The following is a 21,247-nucleotide window of genomic DNA, read 5'->3' on the forward strand; positions in this document are numbered from 1 at the left end:
CTTCAATGACCGGCGGAAGGCGCTTCGCCACCGTGGGCGCTCGGCGTCTTGAGCAACAGCGCGAGCGGCAGACAGGCCAGCAGCGCGATCGCGAGAATATAAAATGTTTCGGAGTACGTCATGACGACGGCTTGCTGGCCGATCTGCATCGACAGTTGAACGAGCACCTGCATCTTCGCGTGCGCGAGATCGCCGCCTTGCGCGTAGAAGTTCGCCGCGCTCGCGGCCATGCGATCCTGACCGAGCACCGAATTCGCCGTCAGGGATTCGCGGATCGCCGCCGTGTGAAAGTCGTTGCGCCGGTCGATCACCGTGCCGATGATCGCGAGACCCACCGAGCCGCCGAGATTGCGCGCCATGTTGTAGAGACCGGCGGCATCGCCGGATTCCTCGCGCGAAACCGCCGCCATCGACGCCTGATTCAGCGGCATCATCGCGAGCATCTGGCCGAAGCCGCGCAGAATCTGCGAGCCGTAGAAGTCATGACCGACGCTTTGTGCCGTCAGCGAAATATCGAGCAGACAACTCGTGGCGAAGAACAGCAGCCCGGCGATCACCAGCACACGAAAATCGACTTTGCCGAGCAGACGCGGCAAGATCGGCATGACGAGAAACGCCGGCACGCCCGACACCAGCATGATTGCGCCCGACTGCAACGCGTTATAGCCCGCGACGGTCGCGAGAAACTGCGGCAGCAGAAAGGACACGCAATACAAACCCGCGCCCACCGCGAACACGATCAGAATCACGCTCGCGTAACGCGGATTGCGCAGCAGCGACAGACGCACGATCGGCTTCTTCGCGACGAATTGCGATATCGCGATCAGCACCATGCCGAAGGTCGCGAGACACGTCAGCATGATGATCTCGTTCGACTCGAACCATTGATTGCGCTGGCCTTCTTCAAGCACGACGGTGAGCGAACTCAGGCCGATAGCCAAGCCCGCGATGCCGATCCAGTCCGCGGTCAGAAACGCTTCCCAATGCGATTTTTCAGCGGGCAAACCGGTGATCAGCAATGCGACCAGCGCGACGCCGACGGGCAAGTTCAGATAGAAGCACCACGACCACGAAATATTCTCCGCGAGCCAGCCGCCGATCACGGGACCGAGAAGCGGCCCGAGCAGCACGATCAGCCCGAAGATGGTCATGCCGACCGGCATCTGCTCGCGCGGCAATCGCGTGCGGATGATGGTCTGCGCGGTGGGAATCATCGCGCCGCCGGTAAAGCTCTGGCCGATGCGGCTCGCGACCATCATCGGCAACGAGGTGGAGAGGCCGCACATCACCGAGAACGCGGTGAACAGCACGGCATTGCCGAGCAGGAAATTGCGCAGACCGAACACGCGCGTGAGCCACGCGGCGAGCGGGATCATCACGATTTCCGACATCAGATAGCCGGTGGAAATCCAGGTGCCTTCGGTGCCAGTCGCGCCAATTTCGCCCTGAATCTGCGGCAGCGCCGAGTTCGTGATGGAGATGTCGAGCGTGGCCATCAGCGCGCCGAGCGCGCCTGCGGTGACGGCGATCCAGTCGGTCGCGCTCGCGCGTTGATGCGGCTCAGCCATGACGGTTCTCTGCCGCGATGCGGTCGCTGTCGTCGGTGGCGGATTTCGTGTCGACATCGACCGTGACGGACAGGCCCGGCAGCAGCACCTTGCGCGTGTTCGGACCCGTATCGATACGAATGCGCACCGGCACGCGCTGCACGATCTTCGTGAAGTTGCCGGTGGCGTTCTCCGGCGGCAGCAGCGCGAACTGCGCGCCGGTGCCGGGCGCGAAGCTATCGATGACGCCGTGCAGTTCGGTGCCTTTCAGCGCATCGACATGCAGCGTCGCCGGCTGGCCGATACGCATGCGGCCCACCTGCGTTTCCTTGAAGTTCGCCTGCAGATACACCGACTCGACCGGCACGACCGTCATCAGCCGCGTACCCGGTTGCACGTATTGACCGACGCGCACTGTGCGATCGCCGACGCGTCCCGCCAGCGGGCTGTACAGCGTGGTGTCGTTGAGATCGAGCTTGGTCTGATCGAGCTGCGCCTGCGCCGCTTCGAGTTGCGCCTTGGTCTGCGCGATCTGCGCCTGCGTCGCGCCGACCTGCGTCGCCGCCGATTTCACCGCCGCGAGATTGGCGGCGAGCGTGGCGCGTGCCTGATCGCGCGTGCTGACGAGACTCGCGAGCCGCTCCGCCGTTTCCGCGCCCGACGCCGCGAGCGGACGATAGCGCTGCACGTCGTCTTCCGCGTGCTTCAGGCTTACGCGCGAGACTTCGGCCTGCGCCTTCACCTGTTCTTCGTTGGCCTGCTGTTGCTTGAGATCGGCGTCGGCGCGCTGGATGTCGGCGGCGCGCGCATCGAGCGTGGCCTTGGCCTGATCGTGCGATGCCTGATATTGCCGCGTATCGAGCCGCGCGAGCGGTGCGCCGGCCGCGACGGTCTGGTTGTCGCCGACCAGCACTTCCGTCACGTAGCCGCTCACTTTCGGCGCGATGGTCACACTTATCGGCTTGCAGATACGCGTCGTCGGTGGTTTCGACGAAGCGGCCGACGGTCCACCAGCGCGCCCCCCAGACCGCCGCGACGATGCCGACGATCAGCAGCACGCGACGCCGCGAAGGTTTGCCGCGCGCGGCTGCATCGGATTGAGGGGGATTGCCGCCTTGCGCGGGTGCTACATCAGCCATTGTTGCTCCGACCTGTGGTGTGTGCGGCCACGCGCGGCGACCGCTTCAATGAATGCGCTATGGTTGGCGTCTTGCGTCGATACCTTGAATAACGGCATACGCTCGCCATACTAGACGATGTCGTCTAGTATGCACGAATCTAGACGGCAGCGTCTAGTTTGCAGAGACAACAGGGCAGAACGATGAAAAAGCCCCGCCCCGCGCCCGAAAGCGCTTTGAAAGACGACGAGCGCAGCAGCAGTAACAGCAGCGTGCGCGAGCCGTTGCAGGCGCGAGGCCGCGCGCGCATCGAGGCCGTGCTGGACGCGACGGCCGAACTCATCGTGGAAAAGGGGCTGGAAGGCGTGACGATGCACGGCGCCGCGCGGCGCGCGCAGACGCCGATCGGCTCGATGTATCACTTCTTTCCGGATCGCGACAGTTTGTTGTCGGCGTTGTGGGATCGCCACATCGCGGCGTTGAGCGAACTCGAGGACGAACTCGGCGAGATCGATACGGAGACGTGGAAGGCGTTGTCGGCGGAAGCGGTGATCGATCGCATCATGACGCCGCATATCCGCTATTTCGAGCAGAATTCGGATTGCCTGATTCTGATGTCGGTCATGCCGCACGACGATCAGAAGAGCAAGCGCAAGTCCGACATGTTGCGAAAGGTGATCGATGCACGCATGCCGCGCGTGAAAGCCGCGGATCGTGCGTTATATGTGGAGATGATTCGCGCGCTGGCTGGCGGTGCGCTGGCGGTCAAGCTGCGTCCCGCGCTCGGCGACGTGCAGCTGGCGCAGCGTTATTTGCGCGAAGTGAAGCGCGCGTTGTCCGCGTATCTGGCTGCCGTGGAAGCGGCCGTGTTGTAAAAAAATCGTGCCGGATGGACCGGCGCGACGTTCGAGGCTTAGTGCGACATCACCACTTGCGCGATGATCCCGGTTGCCGCCGCGACCAGCAGATAGTTGCCGTTCACGCCGACCCACTGATAACCACGCGGCGGCTGGCGCAGATCGTGTTCGTGCCAGTTGTCGATCACATACTGACGATTGCGATAGTCTTGTTCGAGGCGATCGCCCTTACGCCAGTCGCCATGATGCGGCGGTGGCACGTCCGCATGCTGCGGGGGGCGGTGATCGTTCATCTGCGGCGCAGGGCCGTGATCTTGCGGACCGGGACCGCCGTGATAACCGGGGTTGTTGTTGTACTGGTTGTACTGGCCGTGTTGATCCGGACCGCCCGGTGCGGGCTGCGCGAACGATGCCGTAGCGGCCAGACCCAGACTTGCGCACAACAGGGCGGCGACGATTCGATTGGTTTTCATATTTACCCCCTCTATCTCGTTGAGAACATTTGCCGTGACGCGTCTTCAGGCAACTGCAACGCGGCAAATCGATGAGGGAACTTTACTGAACCGTTTCGTTAAATGGCGTGAGGAGTTGTAAGCGTGCCTTACCGCTAGTTACGTGTGTCATCTTGCCAGCAAAAAAGGCGGCGCTTTTTCTCAAGCGCCGCGCGTAACGATGCTTAACGTTTCGCTTCGTCGTAACGCCGCGAGACTTCGGGCCACGCGATCACGTTGAAGAAAGCCGCGAAGTACTCCGGCCGGCGATTCTCGTACTTGAGGTAATACGCGTGCTCCCACACGTCGAGCCCGAGAATCGGCGTATTGCCCGAGCCGATGCCGTTCATCAACGGACTATCCTGATTGCCCGTGCTCTCGACCGCGAGCTTTTCCTGCTTGTCGACGCACAACCACGCCCAACCGCTGCCGAAACGCGTCAGCGCCGCCTTGGTGAAGGCATCCTTGAAGGCATCGAAGCCGCCGAGATCGCTATCGATCGCGCTCGCCAACGCGCCTTCCGGCTTGCCGCCGTCGTCGGGCGACATCACGGTCCAGAACAGACTGTGATTCGCGTGACCGCCGCCGTTGTTGCGCACGGGCGTGCGAATTGATTCGGGTAACGAATCAATATTGGCGATCAGCTTTTCCACGGGCTGATCCTTCTGTCCGGCGCTTTCCATCGCGGCATTGAGATTGTTCACATATGTTTGATGATGCTTCGTGTAATGCACTTCCATCGTGCGCGCATCGATATTCGGTTCGAGTGCATCGTAACGATAAGGCAAGGCGGGCAGCGTGTATGGCATGACATGCTCCTTCAGGAAAGTGACTGACGTGCGGGGACGGCGGCATCGAGCGCGGCATGCGCGTGTTCGAGCGTGCGCGCGATACGCGGATGCGGCCCATGCCGGGCGAGATGACGAATCAGCGCGACATGCGTCTCGCGGCTGTGATGCAAGGCGGCGCGTCTGAGCGATGCAGACTTGCCGGGATGCAGATGCAGCGCGATCAGCGTTTCATGCGCGAGACAGAGATGAAGAGCGGCGGCATCGAATTCGCCGGCATCGACGAGCAGATCGGCGAGATTGTGATGCGACACGACGAGCGCGGCGAGACAGTCGTCGGCGCGGCCGGACGGCGGCGCATCGAGCAGTTGCCGTGCGATGGACAACGCGTGCTCGTAACCCGCGCGTGCAATCGCGACATGACCGTCGCGTTCTGCTTGCGTGGCCTGCCGCATTTCCGATTCCCACTGCGGCAGCGTGGGCTGTTGCGTGCGCGTGCGAAGGGATTCGTGCGGATCGGTGATGAGGGTCGGTCGATACATGGCGAGGGCTCCTTGAACCTGCGCCCTTTGCGTCGACGAATGGCCTGCGTACTCGGGATGAATCCATCATAACCGCGATCGAATGGGCCTGTTCGATCGAGGGTTATTCACATGCCGCCAAATCGCATACCATGCGCTGTGCAGCGCTTTCCTTTCGCATTCGTCATGGGGTGAACGCATGACCGACACGTCGATCCGCAGTCCGCGCGAGCACGCGCATGTCATTGCCTCGCAAGCAAGTCCATGCGACGAGGGATTCATTCGCGCACAACACAGCGCGCTCGACCGGCCGTGCACGCGCAAACGCATGGCGCTTGCATCGACGATACTCGGCTCGAGCATGGCGTTTATCGCCGGCTCGGTCGTGAATGTCGCGCTGCCTTCGATCCAGGGCGAACTGCACGCGAGCGTCGCGGCGATGCAATGGGTCGTCAACGCGTATCTGCTGTTTCTCGGCTCGCTGGTGCTCGTCGGCGGATCGATGGGCGACCGGCTCGGCAGGCGCACGGTATTCGTCGCGGGCATCGCGCTATTCACGCTGGCATCGGCGGCGTGCGCGTTCGCGCCCAGCATCGGCGTGCTGATCGCGGCGCGCGGTGCAGGGCATCGGCGCGGCGCTGCTGGTGCCGGGCAGTCTCGCGATCATCGGCGCGGTGTTCGACGGCGAAGCGCGCGGCCGCGCCATCGGCACCTGGGCGGGCGTCGGCGCGATCACCTCGGCGCTGGGACCGGCGGCAGGCGGCTGGCTCGTCGATGCCTTTTCATGGCGCGCGATCTTCTTCATCAATCTGCCGCTGGCCGCTGCGACCATTGCGCTCGCGATGGCATCCGTTCCCGACGTCCGCGAAGACGATGCGCAAGGCGGGCTCGACTGGCTCGGCGCGATCGCGGTCGCGGCCGGACTCGGCGCGCTGACGTATGGACTCACGCAAGTGTCGTCGCGCGGCGTCGACGATGCGCGCGTGCTCGGCACGATCGTCGCGGGCGGCGTGCTGCTCGTGGCCTTCGTCTTGATCGAAGCGAACAGCGCGCATCCGATGATGCCGCTCGACGTGTTCCGCTCGCGCGACTTCAGCGGTGCGAATCTCGTCACGCTGCTGCTGTACTTCGGCTTGTCGGGCGTGTTCTTCTTTCTGCCGTACACGTTGATTCGCGCCTACGGTTATCACGCGACGCAGGCAGGCGCGGCCGTGTTGCCGATGCCACTCATCATCGGCGTGCTGTCGCGCTTCACGGGCGGCCTGACGACGCGTTTCGGCGCGCGTGCGCTGCTGATTGTGGGGCCGTGCATCGCGGGCGTGGGATTCGTGATGCTCGGCGTGCCTTTCGTACCGGGAAGCTATTGGGGCGGCTTTTTTCCCGCGCTACTCGTGCTCGGTCTCGGCATGACGATCACCGTCGCGCCGCTCACGACAACGGTCATGGCGTCGGTGCCGAACGAGCGTACGGGCGTGGCGTCGGGCATCAACAACGCCGTCGCGCGCGTGGCGGGATTGTTGGCGGTCGCGGTGCTCGGCATCGTGTTCGTGCATGCCTATGACGCCGCGATGAAGAAGACGCATGCAAGCGCGCAGACGCTGGAGCCGCAAGCGCACGAAAGCGCCAATAGCGACGAAGCGCACGCGATCGCCGGTGCGCTGCGTGCCGTGACGCTGCTGTCCGCGTGTTGCGCGTTCGGCGCGGCGGGCCTCGCGGCGGCGACCATTCGCCGGGCGTCGCGTTGAAATGGCGCAAGGCACGCCGATGCGCGTTATGCTCGGACTTTCACGTCGAAAGAGAGGCTGGCGGTGAACGCTTTTTACCGCGTCGGGAACGGCATGCGCCGCACCTTGGAGCTGCTTCTGATGATGGCGTCGCTCGGTGCGTTCGCGCAGGACGACCGCGTGTCCGATGCGCAGATCGTCGGCATTCTGATCGTCGCGAATCAGGCGGAAATCGCGGCCGGTCAGGTCGCGTTGCGAAGGACGCAATCGCGCAGCGTGCAGGCGTTCGCGAACCGCATCATCTCCGAGCATCGGCAGATCAATCAGGAAGCCGACGACATGCTGCGGCGTCTGGGCGCGAGCGCGCAACGCAGCGGCACGAGCAATGCGATCGAGCGCCAGAGCCGCAACGACGTCGCGATGCTCAATGACGACGATCCCTATTCCTTCGATATGGATTACCTGAATCGCGAAGTCGATTTTCTCGCGCAGCTCGTGCAATCGGTGGACGGCTTTATCCGCACGACGACGAGTCCCGACGTCAAGATGCTGCTGGTGCGCGCGCGGCCCGCGCTGACGTTTCATCTCGATCAGGCTCGCCAGATTCAGTTTGCGCTGAATCGGCTGGGCTTCGGGCGTTGATACGTGTTGAGCGCCGCATGAGCCAGAAACCGCGTCAGCAAGCGGTTCGACCGCGCAAGAGGCCGACGCAATCGCGTTCGGAAGAGACGGTCGCATCCATCGTCGAGGCGCGCCGCGCAAGTGCTCGAAACGCAGGGCTTCGAAGGCTTCAACACGAATGCCGTGGCCGAGCGCGCGGGCGTGAGCATCGGCTCGCTCTATCAATACTTTCCGAACAAGGACGCGTTGACGGTCGCGCTGATTCGCCGCGAAGGACGGCGCTTTCACGACGATGCATCCATTGCGCTGAGCAAGCGCAGCGGCCGTGCGGCGCTCGAATATTTGATCGGCGCATCGGTGCGACAGCAGTTGCAACGCCCGATGCTCGCGCGTCTGCTCGATATCGAGGAAGGCCGTCCCGCGCTGCGTGGCGAAGTCGGCAATCCGGAGATGGAAGCGCTCGCGGTGACGATCATCCGTCGCGCCGCACCGGATCATAGCGATCCCGATACCGCCGCCAATGATCTGTTCGCGATCATTCGCGGCATGGTCGATGGCGCGGGCCAGCGCGGCGAGCGCGATCTGGAAAGTCTGGAAATGCGCGTGCGCGCCGCCGTGTTCGGCTATCTGGCGCGCACGGGAAAGGCGTGAATGCGAGCAACATAAGCGCGCCATCCGCGTAGACATGCAAATAGCCATTTAAATAAATGCATATTTCAGCACACGGACAAAGCGAGTTGGGAATGTAAGCTTTTGCTTATATTCTGCTCATCGTCAGGCGGAAACGAATCAATCGGCATGGGGCCGCCGCCAAACTTCAAGCGAGAATGACGATGAACGATTCCATCAAAAGCATGAAGCTCAACCATCTGAGCTTTCCTTCGGCGGATACGGCCGCCACGGCGCAATTCTTCGAGCGCTATCTGGGCTTCACCATCTCGGGCACGTGGGACAAGTGCTACATCCTGAAGCGTCCCGGTTATGACGTCGTGATCGATCACCATGACGATGTGCCCGCATGGCCGCGCGCGTTTCATGTCGGCTTCGAGTTGCCGACGTTCGACGCCGTGCAGGAACTGTTCGATCGCTTTACGCAGGAGCAGGTCGAGATGGAAGCCGGCATCTTCAACAATGGCCGTGGCTCGCGCTTCTTTTGCCGCGCGCCGGGCGGCGTGATGTTCGAACTGAACACGCGCTCGGATGCATCGCCCGAATTTCGCAGCACCTTCGACGCGTGACGCGCGTTCAAGGCCGCGCGCCGTTCAGCATGGCTTGCAAGTCGTCGAGCGGCAGCGCGCCGGTGACGAGCGTGCCATCGGCGAAGACGATCGTCGGCGTGATGCGAATGTCGAGGCGCGCGGCCAGCGCCAGATTGTCCGCTGCGGGCGACGTGCCGCACGACCGCGCGGCATCGGGCGCGCGTCCTTCGATCATCCACGTCTGCCATGCGCGGGCGCGATCGGGCGCGCACCATATCGCATCGGACATGGGGCGCGATTGCGGCGTGAGAATCGGAAATAGGAACACGTAGACCGTCACGTCGTCGAGCGCCTGCAGTTCGCGCTCGAGTCGGCGATAAAACGGACAATACGGATCTTCGAACACGGCGATGCGACGCGCGCCCGTGCCATGTATCGATTCTATGGCGTGACCAAGCGGCAGGCTCGCGAAGTCGATGCGCCGGTCCTGCGCATGCGCGATGCCAATCACCATCGCGAGCACGAAACTCAGCGCAAGCCAGCGCGCTCTCACCGCACGCGCCTTTATTGCAGGCCTTCGTGTTCGAACGCGAGCTTGACGGCCGGACGTTCGCGTACGCGATCGTAAAACGCCTGCAGCTTCGACGGCATCTCGACGCCGAGCTTCTTCGCCCACGTCAGCATGGTGAAGAGATACGCATCGGCGACGCTCATCGAATCGCCGAACAGGTAATCGCCTTTCATCATCGTGGCGATCAGCGAGAAGCGCTTGTCGATCTTCTCTTTTGCGGCGGCGGCTTCGGCATCGGATGTCGGGCGCAATACGCGGCCGAACTGCTTGTGGATTTCGGTTGAAATAAACGCCAGCATCTCGAGCAGCTTGATGCCGTCCTTATCGTTCGATGGCGCAAGATCGGGCGCCTGCTTCGCGACCCAACTCAGAATCGCGATGTTCTCCGTGAGCGTGTGGCCATCGTCGAGTTCGACGACCGGCACGTAGCTCTTCGGATTGATCTCGTCGAACGGGCGACCGTCTTCGGCGACCTTGTTCTTGAGGTCCACTTTCACGCGATCGAACTTCAAGCCCGCTTCATGCATGGCGATGTGATCGGCGAGGCTGCACGCACCCGGCGCGTAATAGAGCTTCATGGAGATGTCTCCTTTCATGAGTGACACGTCCTCGATGCACAGCAACGCGTATGCCGCCTCGCGATGTTTGGGCATCGTGTTTGCTGAATATAGGCATTTACTATGGAGCGAGTCAAATGGCCGAATCCGATCACAGCCGCAGCCGCGACTATCCGTATTCGTCCGGCGGCTGGGGCTCCGTCAAGGCGGTGGCGAAAATTCTCGCGCATGAAAAAGCGCCGCTAAAAGGCACGAAAGTGCTCATTCATCAGAACAAGCCCGATGGCTTCGCCTGCGTGGGCTGTTCGTGGGCGAAGCCCGCGCATCCGCATGCGTTCGAGTTCTGCGAGAACGGCGCAAAGGCGACCGCATGGGACACCACGAGCAAGCGCGTGAGCCCGGATTTCTTCGCGCGCCACACGGTTTCCGAACTGCGCGAATGGCACGATCACGATCTCGAAGATGCAGGCCGCGTCACCGCGCCGATGCGTTACGACGCCGCCACGGACAAATACGTCGAAGTCAGCTGGGACGAAGCTTTCGAAGATATCGCCCGCGAACTGCGCGCGATGCGGGACGAACCGGACCAGGTGGTGTTTTATGCGTCGGGCCGTGCGTCGCTGGAAACGTCATACATGTTCCAGCTTTTCGCGCGCATGTACGGCACCAACAACCTGCCCGACAGCTCGAACATGTGTCACGAAAGCACGAGCGTGGGCTTGCAGAAGGCGATCGGTGTCGGCGTAGGCACGATCAGGCTGGAAGATTTCGACCATACCGACCTCATGTTCTTCTTTGGACAGAACGTGGGCACGAATAGCCCGCGCATGCTGCATCAGCTACAGGATGCACGCAAGCGCGGCGTGCCGATCATCACCTTCAATCCGTTGCGCGAACCGGGGCTGCTGAAGTTCGCCAATCCGCAATCGCCGACGGACATGCTAACGCCCGCGCATACGCGCATCAGCACGCAATATCATCAAGTGAAGGTTGGCGGCGATACGGCGGCGATACTCGGCATCTGCAAGGCGGTGATCGCGGCGGACGACGACGCGCTCGCGCAAGGCCGCGCACGCGTGCTCGACGTCGACTTCATCGAAACGCATACGGTGGGATTCGATGCGTTAGCGCGCTATGTGCGCGATGCATCGTGGCGCGATATCGAACGCGTCAGCGGCCTCGCACGCGATGCGCTCGAAGCCGCCGCGCGCGAATACATCGGGGCCAACGCGGTGATCGCGCATTACGGCATGGGCCTGACGCAGCATCGGCTTGGCGTGCAGAACGTCCGCATGATCTGCAATCTGCTTTTTCTGCGCGGCAATATCGGCAAGCCGGGCGCGGGGCCGTCGCCGATTCGCGGACACTCCAACGTGCAGGGACAGCGCACGGTCGGCATCACCGAGAAGCCGGAACTCGCGCCGCTCGACGTGCTCGCCGAACAGTTCCGCTTCGAACCGCCGCGCGAGAAAGGCATGAATATCGTCGAGACGTTTCAGGCGATGATCGACGGCAAGGTCGGCGCGGTGATCAATCTCGGCGGCAATCTGGTGCGCTCGGTGCCGGATCGCGAGCGGATCGAGCCGGCGTGGCGCGCGTTGCGGCTCGCGGTGAACATCACGACGAAGCTCAATCGCAGCCATGTCGTGCATGCGCGGAAGTCGTATGTGTTGCCGTGCCTGAGCCGTATCGAGATCGACAGGCAGGCGGGCGGCGAGCAGGCCGTGTCGATGGAAGACAGCACGGGCTGCATCCACGGATCGCGCGGCGTGACGGAAGCGGCCGCGCCGGATATTCGCTCGGAGCCGTACATCGTCGCGTCGCTGGCGAAACATACGCTGGGCGCGCAATCGACGGTGGACTGGACGCGCTGGATCGGCGATTACGGAATCGTGCGCGAGGAGATCGCGCGGACCTGGCCCGATACCTTTCACGATTTCAACGCACGCATGTGGACGCCGGGCGGCTTTCCGCGCGTGCTGCCCGCGCGCGAACGCCAGTGGAAGACCGAAAGCGGCAAGGCCGGGTTTCACGTTCCCGAGATGCTCGAAGAAGATCCCGACATGCCCGTGCGCGAACCGCACGCGCTGCGTCTCACCACGCTGCGCAGCGACAACCAGTTCAACACGACGATCTATGGTCACGACGACCGCTTTCGCGGCATCAAGGACAGCCGCATGGTGATCCTGATGAACGAGCGCGACATGCTCGCGCGCGAGTTGCGCGCCGGCGATCGCGTGATGCTGGAAACCATCGCGGACGATGGCGTCGAGCGTCGCGTGCGCGGTCTGACGCTGGTTGCGTACGACATTCCGGAGGGCTGCATCGGCGGCTATTACCCGGAGTGCAATCCGCTGATTCCGCTCTGGCATCACGCGAAGGAAAGCAAGGTGCCCGGCGCGAAATCGATCCCCGTGCGTATGCTGCGTGACGTCTAACGGGCGGGTTACGGACGTCGTGGCACGGCTTATCGCCGTGCACAATGAACCATCGAGGACAATACGAGTGGTGTGATCGATGAGTCAGTCCAGTGGCAGACGTCCGAAACTCGTGTTCTTTCCCACGCGCAGCGTCGAGCCGTCGCCCGGCGTCAGCGCGGACGATTTCCTCATCTATGCGTCGTATCGCGGAACGAGCGGCAGCGGGTTTTTCGGCACCTTGAAAGTCGTCAGAAAGACGGACGGCAAACTGCTGTTTCCGTTCGAAGGCGCGGATAGCATCGGGCCGTTCGCGAGCAAGGCCGAAGCGGTCGATGCGGCGCAGGCGCGCGGCGAGGAAGTCGTCAACGGCGATCTGGCGAGTCCGGAGCTTTAGCCGCGTTTTAGTGCGATGCCAGCGCATCCCGCACCGCGCGTACATCGCGCGGGCTGACCGGCTTCGCATCGTTGCCCCACGCGCCGCGCACGAAGCTGAGGACGTTGGCGATTTCCGCATCGGTCAGCTTCTTGCCGAACGCGGGCATTTCCTTCGGCAGCGGACCATAAACGGTCGATGGCGCGTGGCCGCCCTGAATCAGCAAGCGAATCAACGAATCGGCGTTGTCGGCGAGCACGGCGGGATTGCCCGCGAGCCGCGGATATTTCATCGGCGCGCCCGCACCGTCGCTTTGATGACAGCGCGCGCACGCATTCGCGTAGATGCTTGCGCCGGGACGTTTCTGCTCGCCGGTTTTCAGGCGCGCGGTGGTGGCGTTCGGATCGAACTTTCCGCCTTGGTCGGTCGCGGGCAGGCTCTTCAGATAGGTCGCGATCGCCGTGAGATCGGGATCGGTCAGATATTGCGTGCTGTCCTCGACGACCTGCGCCATGCTGCCGAACGCGATCGCGCCGCCGCCGTGCCCGATCTTGAGGAACGACGCGATATCCTGCGCCGACAGTCGGCCCAAACCCGCGCCATCGAGCGCCGTCAACGGCGGCGCGTACCAGTGATCGAGCGTGCCGCCCGTCAGATAGGTCCCCGACGTTTCCGTGTAGCCGGTTTCGTTATAGGCCGCGCCGCGCGGCGTGTGGCACGCGCCGCAATGCCCGAGCGATTGCACGAGGTACGCACCGCGATTCCATTGCGCATCGCGGGCCGGATTCGGCTGGAAACGGCCGGTCGGCGCGAACGCCATGTTCCAGAACGCGAGCGCCCAGCGCTGATCGTAGGGAAACGGCAGATGCGTCGCGGGCGCGGCGACGGCGACCGGTTCGACGCCGTGCATGAAGTACGCGTAGAGCGCGCGCATGTCTTCGTCGTCGATCTTCGAGAACGACGGATACGGCATCGCCGGATACAACCGCTTGCCGCCCGGCGCGATGCCGTCGCGCAAGGCGCGCGCGAAGTCCTCGAAGCGATAGCCGCCGATGCCGAACTTCGCATCCGGCGTGATGTTGCTCGAATAGATGGTGCCGAAAGGCGCGGCAATCGGCAGGCCGCCCGCGAAGGGCTTCGGGTCCGGTCCGTCGTTTTTCGGCGCGGCGGTATGGCAGCCGATGCAGTCGGCGGCCTTGGCGAGATACGCGCCGCGCGCGATCAGTTTGGCCGATGCGCCATCCGCGTGCGCGGCCGATGCCGCGAGCACGCCCGCGACGCCGAGTATGGCGACGACACGGCGAATCAGCGGACGCATCGTCCCTCGGACAGCACGGCGCAGCGAAAATCGACGGATTGCGACACGGATGATCGGCCCATTTCTTCAGTTGAACGCCGACGAATCCTACACTGAGCGTGGCCGCGCGCGCTGTTTTTACAACGCCGCGCGTGAATGGGTGTCAATCGCGGGCGTCAGTGACGATCCAGATAAACGTGCCCAACCAGCGTGTCGTACTGCGCGGGTTCGGCGGAGACGATTTCGCGCAACATGGCGATAAACGCGTTGCCATCGCCGAGATTGGCGACGATCACGCGCGCGGTGCGCAGCGAAATGGAGTCGGTCAGCTTGCCGGAATAGTCGTCGTCGAGCTGAAAAGTGAAACGGTGGATCTCCTCCGCTGCCGCTTCGTCGGGTTTCTCGTGCGCGAGAATCTTGGCTTGCATCGAATATCCCTTAAAGACTGGATTTGTTTTGATGTCGCGCAGGGCGTTTTGCTGCTGTATTGGTCTCGTCAGCAAGATGCATTCCTCGGCGGCCGTAAGGTACGGCGCTTGCTCGACGCTTGCTCAATACTGGCACGCACGTCCCCTTTCCACTCCTCCGACGGCGGATGACGACCACCTCGAGCGATGCCGTGCGCCCGCGCATCCGGGCCCGCGTGCGCGATGGCGCGCAACGCGGCGGCGAGCATGCCTCCGGCGACGGCCCGAAGCAGGCGCTGCTCGGCCTGATGCTGGGCGCGCTCGGCGTCGTCTTCGGCGATATCGGCATGAGTCCTATCTACGCGCTGCGGCAAGGCGTGACCGAGGCGGGTCGCGTCGACGTGCCCGTCGTGATGGGCATTCTCTCGATGATCGTCTGGGCCGTGGTCGTCGTCGTGATGATCAAATACGTCAGCTATGTGATGCGCGCCGACAACGAAGGCGAGGGCGGCATCGTCGCGCTGACGGCGCTGGTGCGCTCCGGCTACGAGCAGCAGGGCCGCCACAAGCCGCACTGGCTGCTGATGGCCGGACTGTTCGGCGCCGCCATGTTCTACGGCGATTCGATGATCACGCCCGCCGTCTCGGTGCTGTCCGCGGTGGAAGGGTTGCATCAGGTGAGCGCACGCTTCGATCCGTTTATCGTGCCGTGCGCGATGGCGATTCTGGTCGCGCTGTTCCTGTTTCAGCGCTGCGGCACGGCGGTGGTCGGCAAGTCGTTCGGGCCGGTGATGGCGCTTTGGTTCGTGTGGCTCGCGGGCGTCGGCGTGTACCGGATCGCGCAGCATCCCGACGTGTTGCGCGCGGTATCGCCGACGTGGGCGTGGGCGCTGGTGCATGCGCATCCGCTGCTCGCGTTCGTCGTGCTCGGCGAGGTGATTCTCGCGCTGACCGGCGCGGAAGCGCTGTATGCCGACATCGGCCATTTCGGGCGGCGCGCGATTCGCCTCGCGTGGCTGTTCATCGTGTTTCCGGCGATCGTGATCGGCTACTTCGGACAGGCCGCGACGATGCTTTATCAGCCGGGCGCGGAGAAGCAGCCGTTCTTTTACGCCGCGCCTTCGTGGGCGCTGATTCCGACCGTGATCATTGCGCTGCTGGCGACGGTGATCGCCTCGCAAGCGGTGATTTCAGGCGCGTTCTCGATGACGAGTCAGGCCATCGAACTGGGTTTTTTGCCGCGTTTGCGGGTGATCGAGACATCGAAGAAACATCGCGGACAAGTGTATGTGCCGGCCGTGAATTTGCTCTTGTTCGCCGCCGTGATGTTCCTCGTGCTGACCTTCCGAAGCTCCGACAAGCTGACGTCCGCGTACGGCATCGCCGTCGGCCTGACGATGCTGATCACGACCGTGCAGATGGTCAGCCTGTCGCGCAATGTGTGGCGTTGGCCGTGGCTCGCGGTCGCGGCGGTCAGCGTGCCGCTGCTCGCGATCGATGCGCTGCTCGTCGCCGCCAACGTGCACAAGATTCCGCAGGGCGGTTGGTTTCCGGTGGCGGTCGGCATCGTGCTGTTCACCTTGATGGCGACCTGGCATCGCGGACGCGCGTTATCGGCGGAGCATGCATCGAAGGCGCCGCCGCTCGATGCGTTCGTTCGCCACGTCCTCGACGACAAGCATCCCGCGCGCGTGCCCGGCACGGCGGTCTATCCCGGCAGCAGGCTCGGCGCGACGCCATCGGCATTGGAGAGCAACGTGCGCCATAACCGCGTGCTGCATCGGACGGTGATTGTATTTGTGAATCGGTCGGAGTCGGCGCCGCGCGTGGATGAACATACGCGCATCGACGTGCGCGATCTCGGCGCGGGCTGCTACGAGGTGATATCGCGGCATGGCTTTACGGAGCGGCCGAATCTGCCGCGCCTGCTGGCATCGCTCGATGGTCAGTTGGCCGACTGGCGTTTCGATTCGAAGCACACGACGTATTTCCTTCTGCGCGACGAGATGACGCCCGGCTGCTCGCACGGCCAGATGTCACGGGCGCGTGAATGGCTGTTCGGCGAGATGGCGTTTCATTCGGCATCGAGCGCGGAGTATTACGGGCTGGTGGGTGAGGATGTGGTGGAGTTGGGGGTGCAGGTGGTGCTTTGAGGGGGGGTGAGTTTGCTTCTTCGATGCGCGATGTGCGGGCGCTGACGATCGCGGGTATTGTCTGAGGTGGGGCGGAGCGTGATCGTGCGAGGGGATCAGGCTTTGGAATGATGCGTCGCTTTAGCTGCGCGTGGCCGCGTTAAACGAATATCGGCCATTCGACTGGCAGTGACGAGCGTTGAGTCGAAAGTCCGATTTCGATGCTGTCGCTCGTTCAAAGTCGACTTGATCACTCGCCCGGGCGCAACGGCCAGCGATCGGCCAGCGTCCTGCACAGATAGTCCCCAAAACTGAGCGCCGCCGTACCACGCTCAGCCTTACGCGACACCACAAGTGCGTAATTTCGCCGCAAACTCACGTCATCCAGATGAACCAACGTGCCCTCGGGAGCACGTCGTCGCTTCGCGACGTTGTGGGAGAGTAATGCTATGCCGAACCCGGCGTCGAGCATGCCGGTCAACGTTGACACGTCGCTGACCGTCGTTGTGCGCGGTGGCGCGAGATTGCGCGCATTCATCGCCGACTGGATCATCTCGAACATCGGCTGATATTGGTCGATCAACATCAGGTTCTCTCCCACCAGCTTGTCGATCCTTGCGTGCCCCGTACCGAACAGCGGATGCGTTTCGGGCACCACGAGCAGCACTTCATCGCTTGCAATGGGGGTCGCCGTGAAGCGATCGTCCGCACGGTCGAAAGACACGACCGCCATGTCCGCCTCGCCCGAATCCAGCGCACTGAGGATTTCCGGGTAACGCAGATCGAGCAGATGAACCTCCACATCCGTATAACGCGCGCAGTAATCGCGAATCAGGGCGGGCATGTAGAGCGCGGCGATCAACGGCGTTGCGGCCACGCTCAGGCGCTGGCGAGACTGCCCCGCACGCTGCAGAAATGAATCGACCAGACCGCCGAGCGCGTCGAGCGCGCGGTTCGCGCCCTCGAGCAAGAGCACGCCGTCCGCAGTCGGTGCGACATAGCGGGTCGTACGAATCAGCAGCTTCGTATGCAGAGCCGTTTCGAGCCTTTGTACGCGCCCGGAAACGGATGGTTGAGACAGGTTCAATTGAGCGGCGGCGGCGCGAAAGCTGCCGAGTTCGGCGACGGCGATAAAAGTTTCCAGCTCGGCGAGATCGATACGTTGCAGCGTCTTGCGCGTAGAAATGGGCATGTTCCGCTCACTGATTGTCCACGCTTATCAGTGTATCGAACTTAACAAATTGTCCATATACATGAAATCGCGAAGAATCGACTCATGCCAAATCCAACGACCAGCGCCCAAGCTGGCAGGAGACGATTCATGCACCATCCCGTTGCAAGCCGCCAGAGCGTGCGGATTATCGATACCCATCACCACCTCTGGGATCTGTCCCGGCTCTACTACCCGGCACTGACGGATCGCGTGGAACCGAAGCCCTATGGGGACTATTCCGCGATCTGCCGGGATTATCTGATTGGAGATTTTCTCGGCGATATAGGCAAGCTGCCCATTGCCCGGTCGGTCCATCTCGGCGCAACCACGGACCCGTTCAAAGAGACGGAGTGGTTGCAGGCGATTGCGGATCACACGGACACATCGAGGGGGTTTCCGCATGCGATCGTGCCCAAGATCGACTTGCTGAGTTCGACGCTCGATGCCGACATCGACTGGTACGGCACGCACCGCAATCTGCGCGGCATCCGGCAGATATTGAGCGGCGCGATCACGGCGAACCACGCGAATATCTCCGCATCGCCGGCATGCGTCGGCTTGCCGTGCATGGCTGGTCGTGCGATCTGCAACTGCATCCCGTGCAGCTTGCGCCGATGACCGAAGTCATCGCGGACAACCCCGATACGGTGTTCGTTATCGACTATGCAGGCATGTTGAATTACCACGATGCCGCGCTTCCCAACGTCAACATGAAGATCTCGGCGTTCATGATCTTCGATGGAGCGTGCAGAGCATCCAGCCATTCGTGCTCGAAATGATCGACGTGTTCGGCGTGGACCGCTGTGTCTTTGGCAGCAATTTTCCTGTGGACCGTCTTGCGTGTTCGTATCAGGCGCTATGGGAGCGATACATCGAAGCCGTGCGCGACTTCAGTGAGGACGAACAGGACCGCCTGTTCTATCGCAATGCATCGCGGATCTACCGCATCGAATGACGCGTCATTCAAGAACAGTCGAAGTCATTGAATCATTCGGGGGAATTCATGGGTATGTCAGTCGCACCGTTGTTCGTGCCGGGTCATATGCGCCGCCTGTGCGAAAAGGCCGTCGAACTCGATATCGAAACCGTCCTGATCGATCTGGAGGATGCGGTTCCCGGCAAGGAAAAAAGCGCGGCGCGCCAGGGCGCGGTCGACATGATCGCGCTGCTTCCGGGACGCTGCCATGTGCGCGTCAATTCGCTTGCGGTCACGAAGAGCTTCGGCTCGGCGTGCGGGGTGGAAGATCTTGCGGCGGTGATGGGGCCCGGCATCGGCGGCCTCATTGCACCGAAGATCGAAACGGCGGACGCGCTGCGGCGTATGGACGAAGCGATCACCGCCGCGGAGCGTAGCGCTTCTGTTCCCGCCGGAACGATCGAGCTTGGCGTCACCATCGAAACCGCGCTCGGCGTGGTCAATCTCGTGGACATCTCGCGCGTTGCGCTTGCTCGGCCCATGCGGCTTTCGTTCGGCATGGGCGACTTCACCACGGACGTAGGCATCGAGTGGTCGCGTGACGAATCGGAATGTGCCGTGCCGCGCGCGCTGGTGCCGATCGTCTCGCGTGCGGCCGGCCTTGCGCGGCCCCGCGATTCCGTGTTCGTCAATGTCGCCGACGAACAAGGCCTGCGCGAGAGCGCGTTACGGGGAAAGCGACTCGGTTATGCCGGCAAGTCCGCGATCCATCCAAAGCAGATCGCGATCATCAAGGAAGTCTACCGGCCCACGCAGGACGAAGTGAGCTGGGCGCGGCGCGTGGTGGACGCGGCCGCAGAAAAGACCGCGCTCGGCGAAGGCGCCTTTCTGCTCGATGGAAAGATGATCGACGATCCCATCGTGGTGAGAGCGCGTGAAGTCATCGATCAAGCCATGAGCGAAGCATGAAACGACGCATGAAGCAACGTGAGCGTCGACACACCGATTCAATGGAGGAATGCCATGCCGTCTGCGCTGGATAACATCATCGTGCTGGATCTCACCAGCTATCTTGCCGGTCCTTATGGTTGCGCGCTGCTCGGCGACGTCGGCGCGACGGTCATCAAGATCGAGGCGCCCGGCGGCGACAACATGCGTCAGTATCCCTCGACGCTCGAAGGCGAGAACCGCGCGTTTCTGGGGGCGAACCGCAACAAGCGCTCCATCGTCATCGATCTGAAGACGGACGCGGGACGCCAGACGCTTTATCGGCTGGTCGAGAAGGCGGACGTGTTCGTGCATAACTTCCGTCCTTCCGTGCCGGAGTCGCTGGGCATCGACTATGAAACCTTGCGGGCTTTGCGTTCCGATCTCATCTATTGCTCGTTGACGGGTTATGGCGAAAGCGGACCCTTATTTGCAGCCGTTGCGTCCTCCTCGCGATCTGCGACCCTATGCGGTAGGCCGAGGGTGACCAGCAGCAAACCGCGGGCGAAGCAAGGAAGCAGGCGGGTGAGCCGGTAAGCGCTGCACGAACGCGCGCTGGCGCCGACGATCGCGCGGCTCTACTATGAGCCGGGACGCTCACTGCGTGGGGCGAGTCCCGAGGCGACGGAGCGCTATCTGGGCACGATGCGCGATGACCTGGTTCACCTCGCGTTGATGCACGGCTCATCAGCGTTGGCAGATCATCTGAAATCCTCCAGGCAGCATTTGCGAGTAAAGCTTACGGCCGTCATTCTGCGCATGGTGGAGCAGGTGTCGACACTTGCGGCGGTCGTAGCTTGCCAACCCACCCCGTTCACCTGTGGTTTCGCCCACTCATCGCCCAACGCTTGAGCGGGGAGCGGATCATCACGCTCGATGCACTGATGATCGAATACTGCAATGCGCGCGGGGAGACAGCTAGCGGCGCTACGTGCCACGCGTGGGTGCATCGCGTGCGCACACTCCCGTCGCCTGGCAGGCACGTCATCAAACGACGCTGGAGATGAAAGCCGCGCCGTCGCTTCAACCCGGTGTGGATGACAACGCCAACCAAGGGAACGGTCGAGGGCGGCTGTGATTGGCGGCGATCCAGTCGAACCTCGCCCCGCCGCGTTCGACCATCTCTGGCCGTACGCGTGTCGAGTTGAGCGCGATCGGCAGGTCATGCCGCTGGGACCTGCACTCCCATGGCCGGAGCCGGTCCGGGCTCTCGTGCGCGAAGGCGTCGATCCGTCGCATCGGTAACAACACGCCTTCGGGCCTAAGGCGACGCACGCGGTGAAGTCGGTGCGCGTGTAGGTCCCCAGCAGAGGCAGCGTCAGCTGTTGCAGTTTGTTGATCATCGGTCAGCGCACCTCGATTTCCACTCAATCAAGTTACCTAGTCGGCCCTGAACAATCCTCAAAGCCTTACGCGATAAGGCGTTACAGCCCAAACCATGTTGAGCGAATTGCAGGAAGCAGGCATATTAACGCTTGATTCCTGCATTTTTTGACGAGGTGCGGATG

20 protein-coding genes and 3 pseudogenes are annotated in these 21,247 nt (G+C 62.7%); 13 read left to right on the forward strand and 10 right to left on the reverse strand.

The window, feature by feature from the left end; genetic code table 11:
* Positions 1–2 precede the first annotated feature (2 nt).
* Positions 3–1,568, reverse strand: a complete 1,566-nt coding sequence (locus BVER_RS08800) for an MDR family MFS transporter (protein ID WP_050452966.1) — start codon at positions 1,566–1,568, stop codon at positions 3–5.
* A pseudogene (locus tag BVER_RS08805) lies at positions 1,561–2,686 on the reverse strand (HlyD family secretion protein). Before BVER_RS08805 ends, BVER_RS08800 begins: the two are co-directional and overlap by 8 nt.
* Before the next feature lie 182 nt (positions 2,687–2,868).
* Between BVER_RS08805 and BVER_RS08810 the strand changes: the two are divergent.
* Positions 2,869–3,540 carry a TetR/AcrR family transcriptional regulator gene (locus BVER_RS08810; RefSeq protein ID WP_050452967.1) on the forward strand — a complete coding sequence of 224 codons (672 nt, stop codon included), beginning with the start codon at positions 2,869–2,871 and terminating at the stop codon, positions 3,538–3,540.
* A gap of 38 nt (positions 3,541–3,578) precedes the next feature.
* Here the strand turns inward: BVER_RS08810 and BVER_RS08815 are convergent, their stop codons facing one another.
* The 3 genes from BVER_RS08815 to BVER_RS08825 form a co-directional block, all read right to left on the reverse strand.
* The gene (locus tag BVER_RS08815) at positions 3,579–3,995 is read right to left on the reverse strand and encodes an RcnB family protein (protein WP_050452968.1); all 417 of its coding nucleotides are present in this window, start codon (positions 3,993–3,995) and stop codon (positions 3,579–3,581) included.
* A gap of 203 nt (positions 3,996–4,198) precedes the next feature.
* The gene (locus BVER_RS08820) at positions 4,199–4,822 is read right to left on the reverse strand and encodes a superoxide dismutase (protein ID WP_050452969.1); all 624 of its coding nucleotides are present in this window, start codon (positions 4,820–4,822) and stop codon (positions 4,199–4,201) included.
* Between the two features lie 11 nt (positions 4,823–4,833).
* Entirely contained in the window at positions 4,834–5,343 is a 510-nt protein-coding gene (locus BVER_RS08825; RefSeq protein WP_050452970.1) for a DUF2753 family protein, read from the reverse strand.
* A gap of 178 nt (positions 5,344–5,521) precedes the next feature.
* On the opposite strand from BVER_RS08825, the pseudogene BVER_RS08830 reads away from it, so the two are divergent.
* From BVER_RS08830 to BVER_RS08845, 4 genes and pseudogenes are all read left to right on the forward strand, one after another.
* A pseudogene (locus BVER_RS08830) lies at positions 5,522–7,067 on the forward strand (MFS transporter).
* A gap of 93 nt (positions 7,068–7,160) precedes the next feature.
* A complete protein-coding gene (locus BVER_RS08835; RefSeq protein ID WP_050452985.1) occupies positions 7,161–7,688 on the forward strand; it encodes a DUF4142 domain-containing protein in 528 nt (175 codons plus the stop codon).
* 17 nt (positions 7,689–7,705) lie between these two features.
* Positions 7,706–8,318, forward strand: a pseudogene (locus tag BVER_RS08840) (TetR/AcrR family transcriptional regulator).
* Positions 8,319–8,500: 182 nt separating this feature from the next.
* Positions 8,501–8,905 (forward strand): VOC family protein, encoded by a 405-nt coding sequence (locus BVER_RS08845; RefSeq protein WP_198155203.1) that lies wholly within the window; start codon positions 8,501–8,503, stop codon positions 8,903–8,905.
* 7 nt (positions 8,906–8,912) lie between these two features.
* On the opposite strand, the gene BVER_RS08850 is transcribed toward BVER_RS08845, so the two are convergent.
* Together BVER_RS08850 and BVER_RS08855 are read right to left on the reverse strand one after the other, a co-directional pair.
* Positions 8,913–9,419, reverse strand: coding sequence for a DsbC family protein (locus tag BVER_RS08850; protein ID WP_050452971.1), 507 nt, complete (start codon positions 9,417–9,419; stop codon positions 8,913–8,915).
* An 11-nt stretch (positions 9,420–9,430) separates the two neighbouring features.
* Complete coding sequence (locus BVER_RS08855) at positions 9,431–10,015, reverse strand: glutathione binding-like protein (RefSeq protein WP_050452987.1); 585 nt, start codon at positions 10,013–10,015, stop codon at positions 9,431–9,433.
* Positions 10,016–10,131: 116 nt separating this feature from the next.
* Between BVER_RS08855 and BVER_RS08860 the strand changes: the two genes are divergently transcribed.
* Positions 10,132–12,432, forward strand: coding sequence for an FdhF/YdeP family oxidoreductase (locus BVER_RS08860; RefSeq protein ID WP_050452972.1), 2,301 nt, complete (start codon positions 10,132–10,134; stop codon positions 12,430–12,432).
* Positions 12,433–12,511: 79 nt separating this feature from the next.
* The gene (locus tag BVER_RS08865) at positions 12,512–12,808 is read left to right on the forward strand and encodes a DUF6723 family protein (protein WP_050452973.1); all 297 of its coding nucleotides are present in this window, start codon (positions 12,512–12,514) and stop codon (positions 12,806–12,808) included.
* A 7-nt stretch (positions 12,809–12,815) separates the two neighbouring features.
* Here BVER_RS08865 and BVER_RS08870 read toward each other — a convergent pair whose 3' ends face one another.
* Complete coding sequence (locus BVER_RS08870) at positions 12,816–14,105, reverse strand: cytochrome c (protein ID WP_050452974.1); 1,290 nt, start codon at positions 14,103–14,105, stop codon at positions 12,816–12,818.
* Positions 14,106–14,260: 155 nt separating this feature from the next.
* The gene (locus BVER_RS08875; protein WP_050452975.1) at positions 14,261–14,512 is read right to left on the reverse strand and encodes a hypothetical protein; all 252 of its coding nucleotides are present in this window, start codon (positions 14,510–14,512) and stop codon (positions 14,261–14,263) included.
* Positions 14,513–14,679: 167 nt separating this feature from the next.
* Here BVER_RS08875 and BVER_RS08880 point away from each other — a divergent pair, with 167 nt between their 5' ends.
* Positions 14,680–16,644: a potassium transporter Kup gene (locus tag BVER_RS08880; RefSeq protein ID WP_083452101.1), complete on the forward strand. Its 1,965-nt coding sequence runs from the start codon at positions 14,680–14,682 to the stop codon at positions 16,642–16,644.
* 229 nt (positions 16,645–16,873) lie between these two features.
* Here BVER_RS08880 and BVER_RS08885 read toward each other — a convergent pair whose 3' ends face one another.
* On the reverse strand, positions 16,874–17,815 hold the full coding sequence (locus BVER_RS08885) for a LysR family transcriptional regulator (RefSeq protein ID WP_050452976.1): 942 nt from the start codon (positions 17,813–17,815) through the stop codon (positions 16,874–16,876).
* A 129-nt stretch (positions 17,816–17,944) separates the two neighbouring features.
* On the opposite strand from BVER_RS08885, the gene BVER_RS31325 reads away from it, so the two are divergent.
* The 5 genes from BVER_RS31325 to BVER_RS08915 all read left to right on the forward strand — a co-directional run bounded on the left by BVER_RS31325 (position 17,945) and on the right by BVER_RS08915 (position 20,276).
* Positions 17,945–18,454, forward strand: a complete 510-nt coding sequence (locus BVER_RS31325) for an amidohydrolase family protein (protein WP_157055977.1) — start codon at positions 17,945–17,947, stop codon at positions 18,452–18,454.
* Positions 18,451–18,615: a hypothetical protein gene (locus BVER_RS32450; protein ID WP_198155204.1), complete on the forward strand. Its 165-nt coding sequence runs from the start codon at positions 18,451–18,453 to the stop codon at positions 18,613–18,615. Before BVER_RS31325 ends, BVER_RS32450 begins: the two co-directional genes overlap by 4 nt.
* Positions 18,612–18,791, forward strand: a complete 180-nt coding sequence (locus BVER_RS32455; RefSeq protein WP_232316455.1) for an amidohydrolase family protein — start codon at positions 18,612–18,614, stop codon at positions 18,789–18,791. The genes BVER_RS32450 and BVER_RS32455 overlap by 4 nt, the downstream gene beginning before the upstream one ends.
* Positions 18,792–18,878: 87 nt before the next feature.
* The gene (locus tag BVER_RS08910) at positions 18,879–19,721 is read left to right on the forward strand and encodes an HpcH/HpaI aldolase/citrate lyase family protein (RefSeq protein WP_232316456.1); all 843 of its coding nucleotides are present in this window, start codon (positions 18,879–18,881) and stop codon (positions 19,719–19,721) included.
* 54 nt (positions 19,722–19,775) lie between these two features.
* Positions 19,776–20,276, forward strand: coding sequence for a CoA transferase (locus BVER_RS08915; RefSeq protein ID WP_050452982.1), 501 nt, complete (start codon positions 19,776–19,778; stop codon positions 20,274–20,276).
* Positions 20,277–21,247: the final 971 nt, after the last annotated feature.

Source organism: Candidatus Burkholderia verschuerenii (assembly GCF_001189365.1).
Taxonomy (GTDB): domain Bacteria; phylum Pseudomonadota; class Gammaproteobacteria; order Burkholderiales; family Burkholderiaceae; genus Caballeronia; species Caballeronia verschuerenii.

Coding starts and splice junctions, on each gene's coding strand:
- BVER_RS08825 (WP_050452970.1), bottom strand. CDS start 5,343: ATGTATCGACCGACCCTCATCACCGATCCGCACGAATCCCTTCGCACG.
- BVER_RS08815 (WP_050452968.1), bottom strand. CDS start 3,995: ATGAAAACCAATCGAATCGTCGCCGCCCTGTTGTGCGCAAGTCTGGGT.
- BVER_RS08835 (WP_050452985.1), top strand. CDS start 7,161: ATGCGCCGCACCTTGGAGCTGCTTCTGATGATGGCGTCGCTCGGTGCG.
- BVER_RS08865 (WP_050452973.1), top strand. CDS start 12,512: ATGAGTCAGTCCAGTGGCAGACGTCCGAAACTCGTGTTCTTTCCCACG.
- BVER_RS08860 (WP_050452972.1), top strand. CDS start 10,132: ATGGCCGAATCCGATCACAGCCGCAGCCGCGACTATCCGTATTCGTCC.
- BVER_RS08870 (WP_050452974.1), bottom strand. CDS start 14,105: ATGCGTCCGCTGATTCGCCGTGTCGTCGCCATACTCGGCGTCGCGGGC.
- BVER_RS32450 (WP_198155204.1), top strand. CDS start 18,451: ATGACCGAAGTCATCGCGGACAACCCCGATACGGTGTTCGTTATCGAC.
- BVER_RS08845 (WP_198155203.1), top strand. CDS start 8,501: ATGAACGATTCCATCAAAAGCATGAAGCTCAACCATCTGAGCTTTCCT.
- BVER_RS08880 (WP_083452101.1), top strand. CDS start 14,680: ATGACGACCACCTCGAGCGATGCCGTGCGCCCGCGCATCCGGGCCCGC.
- BVER_RS08800 (WP_050452966.1), bottom strand. CDS start 1,568: ATGGCTGAGCCGCATCAACGCGCGAGCGCGACCGACTGGATCGCCGTC.
- BVER_RS08915 (WP_050452982.1), top strand. CDS start 19,776: ATGCCGTCTGCGCTGGATAACATCATCGTGCTGGATCTCACCAGCTAT.
- BVER_RS31325 (WP_157055977.1), top strand. CDS start 17,945: ATGCACCATCCCGTTGCAAGCCGCCAGAGCGTGCGGATTATCGATACC.
- BVER_RS32455 (WP_232316455.1), top strand. CDS start 18,612: ATGATCGACGTGTTCGGCGTGGACCGCTGTGTCTTTGGCAGCAATTTT.
- BVER_RS08910 (WP_232316456.1), top strand. CDS start 18,879: ATGCGCCGCCTGTGCGAAAAGGCCGTCGAACTCGATATCGAAACCGTC.
- BVER_RS08820 (WP_050452969.1), bottom strand. CDS start 4,822: ATGCCATACACGCTGCCCGCCTTGCCTTATCGTTACGATGCACTCGAA.
- BVER_RS08810 (WP_050452967.1), top strand. CDS start 2,869: ATGAAAAAGCCCCGCCCCGCGCCCGAAAGCGCTTTGAAAGACGACGAG.
- BVER_RS08855 (WP_050452987.1), bottom strand. CDS start 10,015: ATGAAGCTCTATTACGCGCCGGGTGCGTGCAGCCTCGCCGATCACATC.
- BVER_RS08875 (WP_050452975.1), bottom strand. CDS start 14,512: ATGCAAGCCAAGATTCTCGCGCACGAGAAACCCGACGAAGCGGCAGCG.
- BVER_RS08885 (WP_050452976.1), bottom strand. CDS start 17,815: ATGCCCATTTCTACGCGCAAGACGCTGCAACGTATCGATCTCGCCGAG.